Raw genomic sequence first — 17,352 nt, 5'->3', positions numbered from 1 at the left:
TATGAGTAAATCAGAAAATAAAATTGGCGTCGTCCAATTAACTATTATCACCATAGTCAACATGATGGGTTCGGGCATTATTATGCTGCCAACCCAATTAGCTCAAGTCGGTACTATCTCCATTTTATCTTGGTTAGTAACAGCAGCAGGGTCAACGGCCCTCGCCTTCGCCTTTGCTAAGTGCGGTATGTTCAGTAAAAAATCCGGTGGTATGGGCGGTTATGCCGAGTATGCCTTCGGCCGTTCAGGCAACTTTATGGCCAACTACACCTATGCCGTCTCACTGTTAATCGCCAACGTCGCGATTGCCATCTCTGCCGTGGGTTACGCAGCCGTGTTGCTCGAAGTTAACTTAAGCCCGATGGCAATTTGTCTTGCGACCATTGGCGTACTTTGGTTGGCAACCATTGCTAACTTCGGTGGTGCCCGCATCACGGGTCGCGTCAGTAGCGTGACTGTGTGGGGGATTATTCTGCCTGTGATTGGCGTATCTTTAATTGGTTGGTTCTGGTTTGACATCGACCTCTATAAAGGCGCATGGAACCCGCATGATATGCCATTCTTCAAAGCGTTAGGCGGTTCTATCGCTATGACTTTGTGGGCGTTCCTTGGTTTAGAATCGGCCTGTGCAAACTCAGAAGCCGTCGATAACCCAGAAAAAAACGTACCTATCGCCGTGATGGGCGGTACCTTAGGTGCAGCAGTGATTTATATCGTTTCCACTAACGTCATTGCCGGTATTGTGCCAAATGCCGAGCTTGCCATGTCAAATGCGCCATTCGGTTTAGCCTTTGCACAAATGTTTAATCCTGTGGTCGGTAAAATCGTGATGGCCTGCGCCATTATCTCCTGTACTGGATCACTCTTAGGTTGGCAGTTCACTATTGCCCAAGTGTTTAAAGCCTCTGCCGATGAAGGATTTTTTCCTAAAATTTTCTCTAAAGTCAGCAAAGCCGATGCGCCAATTTGGGGCATGACTATTATCGTCTCGATCCAAACAGCATTATCTCTAATGACCATTAGCCCATCACTGAGTAAGCAGTTCGAAGCACTCGTTAACCTCGCCGTCGTCACCAACATTGTGCCTTATATCTTATCTATGGCCGCGCTTGGCATAATGCAAAGACAGCAAAAAGTGCCTATCAATAAAGCCCGCGTTGCCAACGTGATCGCCGTAATCGGTGCGTTATATAGCTTCTACGCTCTGTACAGCTCTGGCGAAACCGCAGTGATGCTTGGCGCCATAGCCACCTTCTTCGGTTGGACTATTTTCGGCGTGATCTCAAACCAAGCGCCTGTTGCCGACACACGTCCAGCCTAAATACGGCTAACGCATGATCGGAAACAATTAATACCAACATCCACATCAAGACTAACGATAACTCTGGGATCATAGGCCAAGCCTATGATCCCCTGGAGAATACTTGCTCATTATCGGGGGATTTATGAATAAGACTTGTCTCGCTTTAGTGTTACCTATGCTATTAACGGCCACCAGCAGTCAGGCGGTTGAACTCTATAAAGATCAAAAAAACACATTAAATTTAACAGGTTGGTTAGGGTTTGCAGCATTAAATGACAGCCACGATACTTCAGTTATCGACGACTCGTCACGCCTAAGATTCAGCTTCGAACGGAGCGAGAAAAATGGCTGGACCGCTTTTGCTACCACAGAATGGGGGATCAACATGGTCTCCAGCGACGATGGGCTAGTGATGCAAGGGGGCAAACTCGCCGCCGAAAAAACCGATGATTTTCTCTATAACCGCTTAGGTTATGTTGGCATGTCCCATGATACATGGGGCAACCTGAGTTTCGGTAAACAATGGGGCGCCTATTACGATGTCGCAGGCACTACAGATTTACCGAACGTATTTGCAGGTTACAGCGTTGGCGCTTACACCTTCGGTGATGGCAGCCTCACAGGTACAGGCCGTGCCGATTCCGCCTTCATTTACCGTAATAATTTAGGCCCAGTACAAATCGCCCTGCAATATGCCGCCAAAACCAATGGTGATGTCAGCCTAAAGAACGATGACGGTAGCGAGATGACCAACTCAGAACTGAGTTTTGACAGCAGCTACGGCGCCAGTATCACTTATGCGGCAACCGACAAATTCAAGCTACTCGCAGGCTTTAACCGCGGTGATTTTGAAGGCCACTTAGGTAATACCCAAGTCGATGAAACCAATGAAATCATCGGTATTGGTGCCATGTATGGTGACTACTACCACTATGCCGAAGGACGTGAGGCCAGCGGTCTCTATGTGGGCTTTAACGCTCACCAAAGTAAAAATAATGAACTGGTCAACGGCGATCTCTACGACGCCACTGGTGCCGAGTTGATGACTGCCTATCAATTCGACAACGGTTTTGTGCCTATGGTTGTACTCAGTTATTTAGATTTAGACACAGATGTAGCTACGCCTATTCAAGGTCAATGGACTCGCCAATTTGCCATGCTGGGGCTGCATTATCGCTACAGTAACGACACTGTGATGTTTGCCGAGATGAAGCTAGATTTCAGTGATATGGATGATCCTGCACTCGAAGCACAGGAAGACAACAGCTTCGCAGTGGGGATCAACTACTTTTTTTAGGACTAAAGGAGATGTTAGCTAAGGTTTCTAAAGCGCTCATTCTACTTTGGCATTGCTTAGTCGCATGAAGCAGGACGATTTTGAGTAACAGTCTTTAGTGACAGTTCTAATCACATGTTGAGTTAAATCATGTTTAGCAGGATAGGCAGCTCGCGTCATCGCTCATATGCGTGAGCTTATTTGGGGCTGAGGTGCGGCGCACGTTCCGTCTACAAACGCTCGCCGTAACACTCATTGGATGGTACCGCAGGCTTACCATTATCTCTACGCCACTCCAAGTTAGTTTCTGGAGTGGCTTTTTTTCAATAATGAGCTGCTAGATCCACCTTTGCCACGATCTTCAGCGGTAATTGAAATCCCAACGACTGTCGTCCCGATTCCTCTTCGCTTTAAAAACTAATCTGCAACATCATGATAAAGCAGCCAAGCCTCGCATTAAGATCCAATGACTTACCTATGCTTCGCCATTTATCGCCTGAATACAGCGTTGTACGACTTCTTCGAAAGTGCCATCTATGCTCACTTGGATAACATCAGCTTCATCGGTCGCGGGCATTTCCAGCGTGTCGAACTGACTCTTGAGCAGCTCAATCGGCATGAAGTGGGCTTTTCTGGCAAACATGCGTTCTTTGACTAATTCAAAATCTCCGTATAGATGAATGAACACCAGCTTGCTGTTGTTCTGACGGATGAAATCACGATACTGGCGACGCAGTGCAGAGCAGACAATAACCCCCTGCTCCCCCTTTTGCTCAATGCTATACACAGCGTCGTTGATGCGCTCAAGCCAAGGAGCGCGATCGCTATCGTTGAGCGGTGAGCCAGATTTCATCTTGATAATATTGGCTCTAGGATGCAGATCATCACCATCAATAAATTTCGTCTCTAAAGCCTCTGCGACCGCGGCACCAATCGAAGATTTGCCACAACTAGAGACGCCCATGAACACATAGCTATTGCCTTTTTTTCTCTCAGTCACTTTGTTAACCTCATGCCAATTCTCGAATTTAGTCACTTCCCACTCTACCATATTACGGGTAACATGTTACCGGTAACCTACAAAAATGTGGACAACTTAACTAACAAGGAAAAGTCCTCTTATGTCTGATATGTCATTGATTCTGACAGCACTGGGTTCAATCGCCCTGCTACTGTTCTTAGTGATGAAAGTGAGATTACATGCAGTAGTATCACTGATACTGGTGTCGATAATTGCCGGCCTTTTCTCTGGTATGAACCCAGCTGATATTACCAATACGATTCAACAAGGTATGGGGGGAACACTGGGCTTTGTTGCGGTTGTGGTCGCTTTGGGTGCCATGTTTGGCCGGGTAATGGAAGAGACTGGCGCGCTAGATCAGATAGCCCATACACTGCTGAATAAATTTGGTAACGACAAAGCTCACTGGGCCATGACCTTTACAGGCTTTATCTGTGCGCTCCCTCTCTTCTTCGATGTTGCTGTGGTACTGCTGATTGGCATCGCCTTTGCCGTGGTTCGTAAAGGGGGCGGCAGCGTCGTTAAAATTGGTATTTCACTGCTCGCGGGTATTGCCACCTGTCAGGCATTTCTCATCCCTGCACCGGGGCCTATTTTGGTCGCTTCCCAGCTCAATGCCGACTTTGGCTACATGATAGTCTTCGGTTTATTGGCATCGATTCCGGCGATGATTCTAGGCGGCCCGCTCTTTGCCAGCCTCATCTCCCAAAAAGTCCATGTTGAGCTGCCTGCCCACGAGCAGCAGGAAAAAGGTGAACGAGAAGGTGGACCAATCCCCTCATTCGCGCTATCAATCAGTATTGTGGTATTCCCACTGCTGCTTATCGGTTTAAAGACAGTGGTGTCACGCTTTATTGATGAAAAATCCGATCTGCATAATTGGCTCGCCTTGATAGGTCATCCATTCACCGCCATTTTGCTAGCCTGTTTAATCGCATTCTATGTACTGGGCGTTAGACGCAATATTCCCAATGAGCGCATCATGGAAATCTGTAGCAGTGCGCTCCAACCTGCTGGGATCATTATTCTCGTCACCGGTGCTGGCGGCGTGTTTAAGCAAGTGCTGATTGACTCAGGTGTCGGCGATGCATTAGGCAATATGTTGGCAGGTTCGGGATTACCGATTGTAATACTAGCATTTATTTTGTCGGCTTCGGTGCGCGTGATCCAGGGGTCGGCCACCGTGGCCATGTTAACGGCTTGCGGCCTTATCATCCCAATACTTGAACCACTAAACTTAGATGGTGCTCAATTGGCGGCAATTACGATTGCCATTGGCGGTGGTTCGATTGTGCTCTCGCATGTCAATGATTCAGGCTTCTGGCTCGCTAACCGTTTTCTTGGATTATCAGAAAAACAAACACTGCAAACTTGGACTGTAATGGAGACCATTATCGGCACGACGGGCGGCATAGTCGCAGTCATCATCTCTGCGTTTCTCTAACGATAACCTGTGATGACAAACATAAGTCGTTAAGCGAAAGAACGAGGGGAAGTCTACAGTGTTTCCCCTAAATCAATACGATAGCCCAGGTCGATAACCGATTCTGCTATCTCTTTGCCATTTAGCCTGTCTAATAGCTCAGTGGCAGCAATTCGACCAATCTCTTTTCTCGGCGTAATAATGCTCGCCAATTTTGGCGTCATAGATTGGCCAATATCATGGCCATGAAACCCTGCAACGCCAATTTGTTCAGGGATCTTGATGCCTTGTCTTTGACACTCAAATATCACCCCCGCAGCCAAATCATCGTTGGTGCAAAAAAAGCTATCCACATAGGGATATTTCGCTAATGTTTGTTGCAATAACGACGCCCCCAAGGAAAACGACGAGGCCTCATTTGTGGTCATCGCCAAAGGTGTAAGCCGAGCTTGCTGCATCGCTAACTCGTAGCCTCGCATCTTAAGCTGAGTGCGAATATCCATGCGCGCGCCTAGGTAGGCAATGTGGCGATAGCCTTGTGCAATCATGGCCTTAACCATTTCGCATGCGGCCGCTGTGTTATCGAAACCCACACACTGTTGAATCGAAGGCGACACGCTATCCATCATTTCGATGACCGGAATGCCCGCCGTTTCAATCATTCGCACGGTACGCGGCGTGTGGTAACTTTCGGACAAGAGTAAGCCATCGATATTGTAAGAGAGCAGTGATGCCACCCGCTCTTCTTCTAATTCGGCCTGATACCCGTAGTGAGCCAGCATGGTTTGATAACCGCGTTTGCCGGTCACATTCTCGATACCGCGCAGCACTTCAGCAAATACTTGGTTGGTTAACGAGGGCACTAACACGCCAATGGCGCGACTGGTTGCTTGCGCTAAAATTTCCGGCGCGCGATTAGGAATATAACCTAAGGTTTCTAGTGCGATAGCAATCTTCTCTTGAGTGCTTTGCGCCACCCTTGTTGGATTTTTTAAATAGCGACTCACCGTCATTTTGGTGACCCCAACTTGATCGGCAACGTCTTGAAGACTGGGTCTACGCTTTTTATTCATAATATCTAATGTTAGTTAACGAACCGCGGATATGGGTGAGATGTATAGCTAAAATATCGAATATAAACAAATAGTAGACATAAACATCAGACAGGGATCTTATAATAGTTCGCCCAGCGATACCAGTTGAGGACTATTTTAGCGGAATGACCATGCTAGCTAGGCCACTCCAAACTCATATCTGGAGCGGCCTTTGAACATTATTTGTGATGGCGAAAAGTGTTACTTAGCCTGTTGGCGCCCCTGAGAGGGCTTTCCTGCAGATTTGCCACCCGTTTTTGATGGGCTTCCGCCTTTAGCACTGCTGTTCGCTTGAGCGCCGCCGGCCTTAAAACCAGACTGGCCGAAGGGCGCTTTCGCTCCCGGACGGCTCGAATGAGCTCCACTAGGTTTAGAGCCAGTTGGTTTAGATCCCGTTGGCTTAGCGCCATTCGCGGCGGGTTTTCCACCTTTGCTGGCAGGTTTTGATTCAGCACCAGCCTGAGCTTGCGCGCCGCCTTTAGCTGCACTTTTAGATTTACCGTCGCCCTTGCGGTCATCAAATTGATTACCCGAGAAGCGCGTAAAGGCTTTTTGGCCTTGGTTGGCATCTTTCATCCATTTAGGTCCGCGCTCATTTCGACCTTCTGGTGGCACTAACTGATGCGGACTATTACCGATCAAGTCTTCACGCCCCATGGCGGTTAACCCTTCACGGATCAATGGCCAACCCGCAGGATCGTGATAACGCAGCAATGCTTTATGCAGACGACGTTGACGCCCTTTCTTCGGCACTGATACCACTTCGCTAGTATGCTTGACGTTTTTCAGCGAGTTTAACTCGGTATGATAAATCGTGGTCGCATTCGCCATTGGTGACGGATAGAAGTTCTGCACTTGGTCGAGCTTGAACTTACGCTCCTTCAACCACAGCGCTAAGTTCACCATGTCTTCGTCGGTCGTGCCCGGATGCGCCGAAATAAAGTAAGGGATCAGGAACTGCTCTTTGCCCGCTTCCTTCGAAAACTTGTCGAATAATTCTTTAAACTTATCGTAGGCGCCCATGCCGGGTTTCATCATCTTGCTGAGCGGACCTTCTTCGGTATGCTCAGGGGCGATTTTTAAGTAGCCACCAACGTGATGCTGCACTAACTCTTTCACATAAGCTGGATCTTCGATCGCCAAGTCGTAACGCACGCCAGAGGCAATCAATACTTTCTTGATGCCAGGTACCGCACGCGCAGCGCGATACAAGTCGATTGTATGTTTATGATCTGTGCCTAAGTGGCCGCAAATCGATGGAAACACACAGGATAAACGACGACAGGTTTTTTCAGCCTTTTCGCTGGTACAACCTAAACGATACATGTTGGCGGTTGGGCCGCCTAAATCGGAAATAACCCCAGTAAAGCCTGGCACTTTTTCCTGAATATCTTTGATTTCTTTAACAATCGACTCTTGTGAGCGACTCTGAATGATTCGACCTTCATGCTCGGTAATCGAGCAGAAAGAACAGCCACCAAAGCAACCACGCATGATGTTGATAGACGTCTTGATCATGTCATAGGCAGGAATTTTTTCCTTGCCGTAAATCGGATGAGGAATACGCTGGTAAGGTAAATCGAATACGGCATCCATCTCATCGGTATTGAGCGGCCATGCGGGCGGATTCACCCAAACGGCGCGGTCGCCATGGGGTTGAAATAACGCGCGGGCACAACCTGGGTTTTGCTCTTGGTGCAAAATCCGTGAAGCATGGGCATATAAATATTTGTCTTCAGAGACTTTTTCAAACGCTGGCAGCAGCACATAGGTTTTATCCCATGGCTTAGGTTTAGGCGGCTGAACGCTAATTGGCTTAGGGGCTTCGTTATCGAATATCTTCACATCCGACGGGCCGGACAAGTTAGCACAACCCACATCATCGGCGCCGTAAGGATTCGGCAGCGGCTCTATCTTGTGCAGTTGGTCAATCTTGCGCGAGTCCATACCGCGCCATTCGGGCAGTGGCTCTTTACGGATAACAGCTGTGCCACGCACATCATGCAACGAGCTTATCGGTTCACCAGCAGCTAAGCGGCGTGCCACTTCGACTAAAGGACGCTCGGCGTTGCCGTACATCAGAATGTCGGCCTTGGCATCGAAAATCACACTGCGGCGTACTTTATCAGACCAATAATCGTAGTGGGCGATACGGCGTAAACTGGCTTCGATACCACCAATAATCACAGGCACATCTTTAAAGGCTTCTTTACAGCGCTGGGTGTACACAGTCACGGCGCGATCTGGGCGCTTGCCACCAATATCACCCGCGGTATACGCATCGTCGGAGCGTAAACGACGATCGGCGGTGTAACGGTTAATCATCGAATCCATGTTACCGGCGGTGACGCCAAAAAACAGATTCGGGCGGCCCAATTGCATAAAGGCTTCTTTGCTCGACCAATCTGGCTGGGAAATAATCCCAACTCGGTAACCTTGGGCCTCTAACATACGGCCGATCACCGCCATGCCAAAGCTTGGGTGATCCACATAAGCGTCGCCTGTGACTATGATAATGTCACAGCTATCCCAACCAAGCTTATCCATCTCCTTGCGAGACATAGGTAAGAAAGGCGCAGTGCTGTCGCCCGTGGCCCAATACTTGGGATGACTAAAGAGTGTGGATTCAACTTGCATGGATTGTGACCCGAAAACGTAATGTCAAATAAAGGCGCCACGAAAATAAGTTACGCCAATTTAGGGACGCGGAGTATAGCAGGGAATGGAGGATAGATGCGATTAAAAAAACACCAATCGAGGCATTTTCAGGGGTATTTGAGCCAGAAGCGTAATACCCCTAAATCCGCTATGGATATGGCTTAGGGCGGAATTGACCGCCCAAACCTGCGAGCCTAGAGACCCTTTCCTAAACCTTGAGCAAAATGCAACAAATTCACCAACGCCAAACTGATAATCACTATCCAAGTGAGCAATACGCCCCAAAAACGACCAAAATGGTAACCACCTTGGCCTTGAGTTAAGCCAATAGCATGGAGTAAGCGCGCCACTATCCACACAGTCCCAAAACAGTGTAAATAAAATGCAGGCAAGCCACCCGCTTCGGCCACCAGCATTAAAATCAATACGATAGGCGCATTTTCGATCAGGTTAACATGTACTCGATTAGCCAAAGCTAAGGTGCTGTTACCACCATCGCCTAGGCCGATTTTCTGACCTCGCCTTAATTTCACTACTCGGTAAGCCAAAGCGACAATTAATAGCCCTGTGAGGCTAGCGTAAAGACCCGTTACCATCAAAGACATGCATATTTCCCCTTATCAAAAAGCTGACTATAGCCCGAGCTGCAAAAAATCAGCAATTTATTTGTATTAAGGTTAAAAGCCATTAACCTTTTATAGACAAGATAGGTTAATATGCGCGCGTCATTCCCTACAACTTTTTATACAGTGAATACCCCGATTGGATAACGACGAGTTTATCGAAAAACGCAGATTTATCATAAAGCTAGGCAAAGCCTTGCATAAGTTTGGCACACCCGCTTATCGTCTAGAAACCCACTTACAAACCGTTGCTCGCACCTTAGGTATCGAAGGCTATTTCCTTATTTCTCCGACGTCGATGACCTTCGTTTTGCAACATGATACCGATCAAGAATATAACCATGCCGCTCGAGTTAAGCCCGGTGAACTCGATTTAGGCTCACTCGCCCGTACCGATGAATTGGTCGATGAGTTAACCTCAGGCAAACGCACTTTGGCCGAGGCCTTAGATCGCTTAGAAGAAATCGCCAATAAACCCAACCCCTATGGCCCTGTATTAACTTGCTTTTCTTTTGGAACTTCTGCCGCCGCTTTCGCTATGCTGATGGGCACGGGTTGGAACGATGTATTTTGGTCAGGATTATTAGGCTTATTCGTCTATGGCTTGGTATACCGTGCCGAACGCTCGGCCCGCATGGCCGAAGTGCTCGAACCCTTCGCCACTATCCTTTGCGCCATCGCAGCCTGTGGCATAGCGCGTATCGATCCAAATATTAATATCCCAGTAGTGATCCTCTCCTCCATTATTATTTTTATTCCCGGCTTAGCCTTAACCTTAGGTTTAGCCGAACTCGCCGCACGGGATTTAATTTCTGGCACGGCGCGCATCATGGATGCGAGCATGCAATTATTTAAGCTGTACTTTGGCGCAGTGCTCGGCATGGCAATCGGTAAAGCTATGTTCGGCGAAGCGATTCACATAGAACCTGAGGGTTTACCTCGCTGGGCGATATGGTCGGCGGTTCCGATTCTATCTATGGCGCTGGTTTTTATCTTCAAAGCACGGATGCAAGATTCGCCTTGGGGCGTATTGGCTGGGATAGTGGCGTTTTTCTCAGCCATGCTCGGCGGACATTATTTTGGTGATTCGGTGGGGATCTTCTTTGGTGCCTTGGCAGTAGGAATTTATTCTAACCTCTTCGCCCGCTGGATGAAGGCGCCAGCCTCCATCGCCCTGTTGCAGGGAATAGTGATCTTAGTCCCCGGCAGTAAAACCTATATCGGACTCAATGCACTGATCTCAGGTGAGACCATGCTCAATCAGTCGCACATAGGCTCGCAAATCTTTTTGATTTTTATGTCGCTGATTGCGGGGCTCATCTTTGCTAACGTCGCTGTCCCACCTAGGCGTACACTGTAACAATCGCTAATCCGGCTGGAGCCCGCGCCCAGCCGCTACCTCAAGATAATCTTAAGCTAACCTTAAGTAAAATAAGAAACTTATTAAAATGTTTCCTTGACTAACACTCGTTTTCCATGTGTTATTAAATTGTGAATTGCAACGTGAAATTGTTTTCGCTGCAGTCGTCGATTTCATGGGAGTGGCCTTTTATGCAGAAATTTTTTCAGTATGCATGCATCCTATCTTGTTGTGTTGGCAACCTAATCAGGGTTGCCCAAGCAGAAGAGGCTAAGCTCGCCGATCCCGCAAACCAAGATCAAACAAAACAAAAAGTCAGCAAGATTGTGGTGGTCAACAACCCCATTTTCGATGAATCCGATCCCGATGCTTTTTTCATTCACCGCTGGGCTAACGCCCTGCATATCAATACCAAAGAATATGTGGTTCTCGATAACCTGACCTTCAGCGAAAATGATACTGTCACACAAAAAGATCTCGACGAATCCCAACGACTTTTGCGGGCAATGCCTTACATTCGCGATGCGAAAATTTATATCGCAGAAAAAGATCCCCAAGCCGATGTCGATCCATCCGTTGAGTCCGTGGTGGTAGAGACCTGGGATAATTGGTCATTATTACCGACAGCGAGTTTGAGTAGTTCAGGTGGCGACACACGTTACTCCTTCGGGCTCAAAGAAGACAACTTGCTTGGAACGGGGATCCGCACTCGACTTAAATATCAATCCAATGAATCTCGGAATGGCTATAAATTTGCTTTCGAAGCGCCGCTCAGCATTATTGAACACGGCACAGTTGCCGCTGAGTTCTACGACAATAGCGACGGCCAAGCTAAACACGTTTATGTGAGTAAGCCCTTCTATTCCCTCAATACGAGTACCATGTATTCGGCAGAGTTTTTAGACGATAACCGTACAGATACCCTCAGACAAAATGGGCAAGAGGTGAATGAGTTCACACACACAGTCGACTATCTCAATCTGCAATACGGCTGGTTAATTAATAAAAACAGTCAGCACCTTTCTCGCTTTATTACCGGTGTCACCCAAGACAAGCACGAGTTTGCCCATTCTGAGCGCTATCCTACTTCCATGATCCCTCAAGACAGGGACTTTATGTACCCTTGGGTCGCCTACGAGTTTATCGAAGATGATTTCCACGTACTGAATAATGTTCACCTGATCACCAACAATGAAGACTTTAACTTAGGTTGGCATCACTACGTACAATTCGGCATAGAAACCAATGACATAGGTGATAATAACCCCTTAGGCTACCACGTTAACTGGCAAAGTACTGGCGGGTATAAGTTTGACGATCAACTGTGGCTGTTAGAAATGGGGGGGACAAGCACTATCGGCACCACCCAAAAAGATACTTATAAGGTTGATATTCAAGCCGAATACTTCTATCAAATTCATCCTAAGTGGACGGCTTATGGCAAAGCTTGGGCTAGCCTTTCACAAAATACTTATCTGGATCTAACAAAAGGATTAGGGGATGAAACTGGCGTGCGCGGTTATCCAAACGAATACCAACAAGGGGATAATCAGTGGTTACTGACCGCCGAGATACGCAATTACCCCAATATCAACTTATACCAACTGGCTGAATTAGGCTGGGCAGTCTTTGCCGATCTGGGTCAAGCCTCCGGCGGCCAACTCGCCGAGAATAACGAAGTCAGCGGTCCACTGGGTAGCATAGGCATAGGCGCGCGGATTTATTCCTCTCGATCCAGCTATGGCAACGTAGCCCATATTGATTTTTCACTCCCTTATACGGGCGGCGAGTCAGTAAACAGCTGGGAATGGCGATTCCTAGTGAAAAGCAGTTTTTAAACCTAAGGTACATAATAATCGTATGAACTATGTACTTTTTAAGACAATCCTTGACGCCTTGTGGCCTAAAATAATCCTGGCGCTATCAGCCTAACCTCCTGCTCAATCCTCTGTACCAAAAGAGCATCAGCCAATATAGGTGAGCCACAATTAAAGGGAGGTTTAGGATCATATTCAAACAATAACTGCAGTGTTTTAGCCTGTTGTTCACCCTCTATATGGGCAATGAGTGCCAAAGCAAAATCGAGCCCTGCAGTAATACCGCCGCCACTGATCCGATTACGGTCAATCACAATACGTTTATTTTCAAAGGTAATTTGAGGATATTGTGCCAACACTGAAGCATAAGCCCAGTGAGTGGTCGTGCGATAACCATTAAGTAAACCTGTTGCCGCAAGAATCAAGGCACCAGTGCATACAGATGTAATGTATTGCGCTTGCTCCCCCTTGCGTTTTAAGAAAGAAATGACTTGCTCATCCTGTATTTGCGCCAAAGGATTTGCGCTCCCAGGCACTAAAAGGATATCTATCGGCGGACAATTATCGAAATCGTAATTAGGTTGTAAGTTAACGCCCGCATCACAGGGTAATAGCGTGCTGGTTTTCGCAAAAGTGAAGGTTTCAAATGATGGCACAAAGGCTAAAAACTGTAGTGGCCCATAGGCATCGAGCATCGTCATGCCGGGATAAAGGAAAATACCTACTCTTAATTTGTGCTTGATTGGATGATTTGTTTTATCACTTTGAGCCGCTTCAATATTTTCACTCATCACAGATTCTCCATCGGTAGTGACAATTTCATATTTCAGGTAACACTGTCGTTGCAGTTAACCCTATGACCATCACTATAAAGCCCATTATTCCTAACCATCAGGCACAAACTCGCCCGAATGTTTCAAATGGTACACCTGAGCCTATCTGTTCCACTTAAGCAAAAATCACAACACAAGAGCCATTGAGGCTAATGTATAATCAAACGCCTGAATTGAATTTGGAGCAAAATCCAGTATGCACACCAAGCCCCACATGCGCATAGAACAAAGCCCGCGAGCGATGCTCAAGGTTCTCCACGTTTTCAAGGAAATGCTTAAACAACAAGATTATCGTGATATTGCAGTGGCAGATATTGCGCACAAAGCCGATGTCGGACGCACGACGTTTTATCGCTACTTCAAACGCAAGCTGGATATTCTTATTGCACTACATCAAAATATTTTTGAAGATATATTCGCAGATCTTCAGTCAGCCGAAGACTGGCTTTCAACTAACACACCACCCTCATTGGAAAAACTGCTTATTACTTTTAGCCGAAACAGCATGTTTCGCCGTTCCATGTCATTTAGATTAGGTAGCGACCTCGATGCAGCAACTAAACAATTACAAACTAAACTTGTGCAACATATCGAAAATAAATTGATCAACACCTTCAACACTGACGAATTTATTATTCCAAGCTACACATTAGCCCATAGCATAGCAGCTCTTTATTTAAGCCAAATTCAACAGCTTATCGCCAGTCCCACACCTTGTCCTACACAACAAGCAAAATACTTACACTTACTGACTCGAGGCATAATTGTAGCGGCATTGACGACAACTAATAGCAGCGAAACCCACACCAATGGAAATCATTAAGGTAGAAATCACAGCATTTACACATTCTCAAGCGATGAGTTTGGTAATCCAACGCAAACCAAAAGTGCTACGCAGTAGTTTTACAGTGCTGTTGTGGCGCATTTGAAACAGGCAGCCAAGGCTAAAACTGACGATTAAACCTGGTGTCGACCCTATAAAATCACGACTGCTTTGCGCTAATTGTCGTTTCCTCATCAGTAACAAATCATGCTGCAACTGGCCTTGTTCCGTCAGCACAGTCAGCTTCAACTGCTGTTTTTTAAGTAACTGTTGAATTAGCATACTCGCGCCCCCTATTTTTGATGTTCCGACTCTCGAGTCGAGAGCAAAAGCTGTAATTGCTGCCAAGTCTTCGAAAAGCCAGTTTGTGACAGCACATAGCCAAGACTACGCCAACACCAAAGCAATAAAACAAACTGTAGCACCACCAAAGCGCTCACTGTGGCCAATAACGAACCGCTCAATTGAAACAGCATATAGCCCAGCAGCAATAAAATACTGCCCCAGAATAACGTAATGCCAGTACCAAAACAGACGACTAAAGCCGCAGCGATAATCAGGCTACGCCCTGTTAACCGCCATTCTGCCGTTGCTATTTTCCCAGCCAACTTCAACTGCTCGAGATAGGCTTGCTTCACTGAACTGCTAAGAACAGCTATTTCAGCCAGTTGCTCCATTGCCTGATCAATAACTTTATGCTGGGCAGCAGCTGATGCTGTCTGCCCAGTTTTGGCGGTTTGCGTACTATGCTGGACGGGCCTTTGTTCTGGCGCCTCTGACCTTGCACGGTTTTGCATAAATCCACCTTAGCGACGGCGCAATAAAGCCGTTAATACCACGCCAGCGGCAAAGGCAATCCCAGCAGTAGCCAATGGATTTTGCGCTGCCAACTCACGGGTTTTGCTATAAGAACTTTGCAGCTGTAATTTGATTTCCTCCTGCTTGAGCGCCAGAGTTTCCTGTGAGCTAGCCGCCGTTTTACGCAAAGTGTCTTCTGCAACTGAGGCTTTCTCTGCCACTGCATCAACAGCATGGTGCGTCACTTCAGTTGCTTTCGCTGTTGTGGGTGAATTTAAAGCACCGCTATCTTTACTGTTAGTTTGTTCTGCTACGCTTTTTGAACTGGCCATAGAAAGCCTCCTTGGTGAACACTGTGCAATGCAACAAGATGCTGCACTTTGCATACAAACCAATGCAATGGCTATACCAAAAAATATAAACGCATAAAAACAAAATGTTATAACTACTTTATTTCTATTAACTCTCTCAGTTAACGGTAGATGTTACCTGCATTGAGTAATTTTTACCTGCGACGAAGAAGGACTAAAAATAGCTGTAATGGCGGCTAAACTGAAAGCTAAATAAGCGATAGACTGAAGGGACGGGAGAACGAGATAACTCTTATTTTTTAATGAGTTAATCAAATAAAATTTATCATTACTGTATAAATTAAAAAACAAAAAGCCCGTTTGTCATTACGACAAACGGGCTTTTTGTTGAATGAGGTGAGTTGGCCGATAAGCCGACTCCTCGCAGCGGAATCTGTTCAGTAATGGTAAGGGTTAAGGGTGCTTTACAATCTTTTGTGTCTCAGTTTGTGGCACAAAATGTAGCACACAAAAACCAGACTACCGGATAGTAAGGATTTTTCAAACGAGTATTTAATTGGTGTGTTTTTGGTGTGAATTTTCAAAAAATACTCCAAAAACAATGAAACGGGTGGCTTTAGGGAAGCGCTTTTTTTCTAGGACTTCTCATTCCTATTGAGTTCAGTTAATGGATGCTTTGTTACTGTTACCGCGCCCCATAACATCCACTTCTTTAGTAATAGACCAAATCTCATAGGAAACGTTCACAGCGATGAATCTATACCTTTAATACCCTAGGTTACATTCAGCGTGTTTTGTTGCTTTAGATAGGGTTTTAGAGCTGTGCTGGAGTGATTGATTTTGCTTGACCACTACATTACGAGGATTGAAGCGTCTATCCGGTGATTGGCAGATAGACGCTTAAGAATTATTAATCTGCTAAAGTAGCTTTCACACCATCTCTTATTTCGTTGTAATACATTCGGGCTTCTCTCTTAACTAGATGATTAGCGTAAAGTCCATACGGGAACTTCAAGGCATAATATGATTGGATAATCGCGATTCGTAGAGTCCGCCAATTTAGCTTGAGCTTTAGCTGAAACTGCTTCTCTGTTTCCCACTCACCAACGGCTCTTTTCATAGCTTGCCGTACAGTTGCTTTCTTCTCATCATTCCAAGCAATAAAACCGTGTAGGTGATAGCCAATATCCTCTGTATCTGAATACTCAATAGAGAACCAGAGTTTCAAATCTTTGCATGTTGTCTTACCTAGATGGTAGTTAATCCTCTTGGCTATCCTATCCATCCAGTCAGAAGGGTTATTAACGGTAATCTGTGAATTGAGTTCCCTTCCCATGTTTAAACTAAAAGAATACATGTGCTCTGTTTTAAACCTAAAAGATAGGGTGTAAATAGTATACCGAATTACTGTTGGGAGGGATTTCCATACAGGTAACTTACACCTAACTAATCCATTCTTAGTTTTAACTACAAGGTGTTGAACACTTCGCTCTGCACTTGCAAAGAAATGCTCTACCATCTCAACAAGTTGAGTCTGTTTTTTTGGCGAAAACTCTTGACAAAATTTCGAGAAAACTTCCGAAAATGACTGAGTTGGAGTGTCTTTCAACTCTTCATTTGAAAGTATTTTTTGGCTCTCATTATGAATCTTTGAAGCGTAGTTGTTCTGCTTTGTACTAAAGGATTTTCGTTTGTGTTTCTCTTGAAATCCTGCACTCATTGCATGAATTTTGAGGATAGTTTTTTCATCGGCTTTACCGATAGTCAATGCTTTTTTTCTTATGTCCACAGTGTTATAATACTTCTGTAAATTGTTGTTATTGAAAAAGAACCTCTTGCCGGAGGTTTTTTTATTTAAGCGCTCACAATACTTTTCTGCTCTGCTTTAATCTCATCTATTTCTTCTTGCAGCATCTCTCTAACGATCAGTTCTGGTAATTCATCATTTAGCTCAGGTTCTTCTCCTAACTTAAAGCTTGCCCGTAGGGTGTCATTTGAAAGCTTTAAGCTGG

15 protein-coding genes are annotated in these 17,352 nt (G+C 46.1%); 6 read left to right on the top strand and 9 right to left on the bottom strand.

The window, feature by feature from the left end; translation table 11 throughout:
• Position 1 precedes the first annotated feature (1 nt).
• Positions 2-1,321, top strand: a complete 1,320-nt coding sequence (potE, locus tag KFE26_RS12660; RefSeq protein ID WP_105250509.1) for a putrescine-ornithine antiporter — start codon at positions 2-4, stop codon at positions 1,319-1,321.
• A 124-nt stretch (positions 1,322-1,445) separates the two neighbouring features.
• Positions 1,446-2,600, top strand: a complete 1,155-nt coding sequence (locus tag KFE26_RS12655; protein WP_198573233.1) for a porin — start codon at positions 1,446-1,448, stop codon at positions 2,598-2,600.
• A gap of 454 nt (positions 2,601-3,054) precedes the next feature.
• Here KFE26_RS12655 and KFE26_RS12650 read toward each other — a convergent pair whose 3' ends face one another.
• Positions 3,055-3,615: a gluconokinase gene (locus tag KFE26_RS12650; RefSeq protein WP_198573232.1), complete on the bottom strand. Its 561-nt coding sequence runs from the start codon at positions 3,613-3,615 to the stop codon at positions 3,055-3,057.
• Positions 3,616-3,700: 85 nt separating this feature from the next.
• On the opposite strand from KFE26_RS12650, the gene gntU reads away from it, so the two are divergent.
• Positions 3,701-5,044 carry a gluconate transporter gene (gene gntU, locus KFE26_RS12645; RefSeq protein WP_105250511.1) on the top strand — a complete coding sequence of 448 codons (1,344 nt, stop codon included), beginning with the start codon at positions 3,701-3,703 and terminating at the stop codon, positions 5,042-5,044.
• 53 nt (positions 5,045-5,097) lie between these two features.
• On the opposite strand, the gene gntR is transcribed toward gntU, so the two are convergent.
• From gntR to KFE26_RS12630, 3 genes are all read right to left on the bottom strand, one after another.
• A complete protein-coding gene (gntR, locus tag KFE26_RS12640; protein ID WP_212600602.1) occupies positions 5,098-6,096 on the bottom strand; it encodes a gluconate operon transcriptional repressor GntR in 999 nt (332 codons plus the stop codon).
• Positions 6,097-6,318: 222 nt separating this feature from the next.
• Positions 6,319-8,754 carry a YgiQ family radical SAM protein gene (locus KFE26_RS12635; protein ID WP_212600601.1) on the bottom strand — a complete coding sequence of 812 codons (2,436 nt, stop codon included), beginning with the start codon at positions 8,752-8,754 and terminating at the stop codon, positions 6,319-6,321.
• A 215-nt stretch (positions 8,755-8,969) separates the two neighbouring features.
• The gene (locus KFE26_RS12630) at positions 8,970-9,380 is read right to left on the bottom strand and encodes an MAPEG family protein (RefSeq protein WP_105250514.1); all 411 of its coding nucleotides are present in this window, start codon (positions 9,378-9,380) and stop codon (positions 8,970-8,972) included.
• Positions 9,381-9,537: 157 nt separating this feature from the next.
• Between KFE26_RS12630 and KFE26_RS12625 the strand changes: the two genes are divergently transcribed.
• Both KFE26_RS12625 and KFE26_RS12620 read left to right on the top strand, forming a co-directional pair.
• Positions 9,538-10,758 carry a threonine/serine exporter ThrE family protein gene (locus tag KFE26_RS12625; RefSeq protein WP_105250515.1) on the top strand — a complete coding sequence of 407 codons (1,221 nt, stop codon included), beginning with the start codon at positions 9,538-9,540 and terminating at the stop codon, positions 10,756-10,758.
• Between the two features lie 191 nt (positions 10,759-10,949).
• Complete coding sequence (locus tag KFE26_RS12620) at positions 10,950-12,596, top strand: hypothetical protein (RefSeq protein WP_212600600.1); 1,647 nt, start codon at positions 10,950-10,952, stop codon at positions 12,594-12,596.
• A 65-nt stretch (positions 12,597-12,661) separates the two neighbouring features.
• On the opposite strand, the gene KFE26_RS12615 is transcribed toward KFE26_RS12620, so the two are convergent.
• On the bottom strand, positions 12,662-13,366 hold the full coding sequence (locus tag KFE26_RS12615) for a DJ-1/PfpI family protein (protein WP_212600599.1): 705 nt from the start codon (positions 13,364-13,366) through the stop codon (positions 12,662-12,664).
• A gap of 238 nt (positions 13,367-13,604) precedes the next feature.
• Here KFE26_RS12615 and KFE26_RS12610 point away from each other — a divergent pair, with 238 nt between their 5' ends.
• The gene (locus KFE26_RS12610; protein WP_212600598.1) at positions 13,605-14,231 is read left to right on the top strand and encodes a TetR/AcrR family transcriptional regulator; all 627 of its coding nucleotides are present in this window, start codon (positions 13,605-13,607) and stop codon (positions 14,229-14,231) included.
• A gap of 27 nt (positions 14,232-14,258) precedes the next feature.
• Here the strand turns inward: KFE26_RS12610 and KFE26_RS12605 are convergent, their stop codons facing one another.
• The 4 genes from KFE26_RS12605 to KFE26_RS12590 form a co-directional block, all read right to left on the bottom strand.
• A complete protein-coding gene (locus KFE26_RS12605) occupies positions 14,259-14,513 on the bottom strand; it encodes a hypothetical protein (RefSeq protein ID WP_113941445.1) in 255 nt (84 codons plus the stop codon).
• Positions 14,514-14,524: 11 nt separating this feature from the next.
• Positions 14,525-15,028, bottom strand: coding sequence for a hypothetical protein (locus KFE26_RS12600; RefSeq protein WP_212600597.1), 504 nt, complete (start codon positions 15,026-15,028; stop codon positions 14,525-14,527).
• Between the two features lie 9 nt (positions 15,029-15,037).
• On the bottom strand, positions 15,038-15,361 hold the full coding sequence (locus tag KFE26_RS12595) for a DUF883 C-terminal domain-containing protein (protein ID WP_212600596.1): 324 nt from the start codon (positions 15,359-15,361) through the stop codon (positions 15,038-15,040).
• An 889-nt stretch (positions 15,362-16,250) separates the two neighbouring features.
• The gene (locus KFE26_RS12590) at positions 16,251-17,108 is read right to left on the bottom strand and encodes a hypothetical protein (protein ID WP_212600595.1); all 858 of its coding nucleotides are present in this window, start codon (positions 17,106-17,108) and stop codon (positions 16,251-16,253) included.
• Positions 17,109-17,352 lie beyond the last annotated feature (244 nt).

It is taken from the genome of Shewanella sp. M16 (genome assembly GCF_018224605.1).
GTDB lineage: Bacteria > Pseudomonadota > Gammaproteobacteria > Enterobacterales > Shewanellaceae > Shewanella > Shewanella oncorhynchi.
The sequence above is the reverse complement of the archived record's forward strand: the minus strand, read 5'-3'. Positions and strand labels throughout refer to the sequence as shown.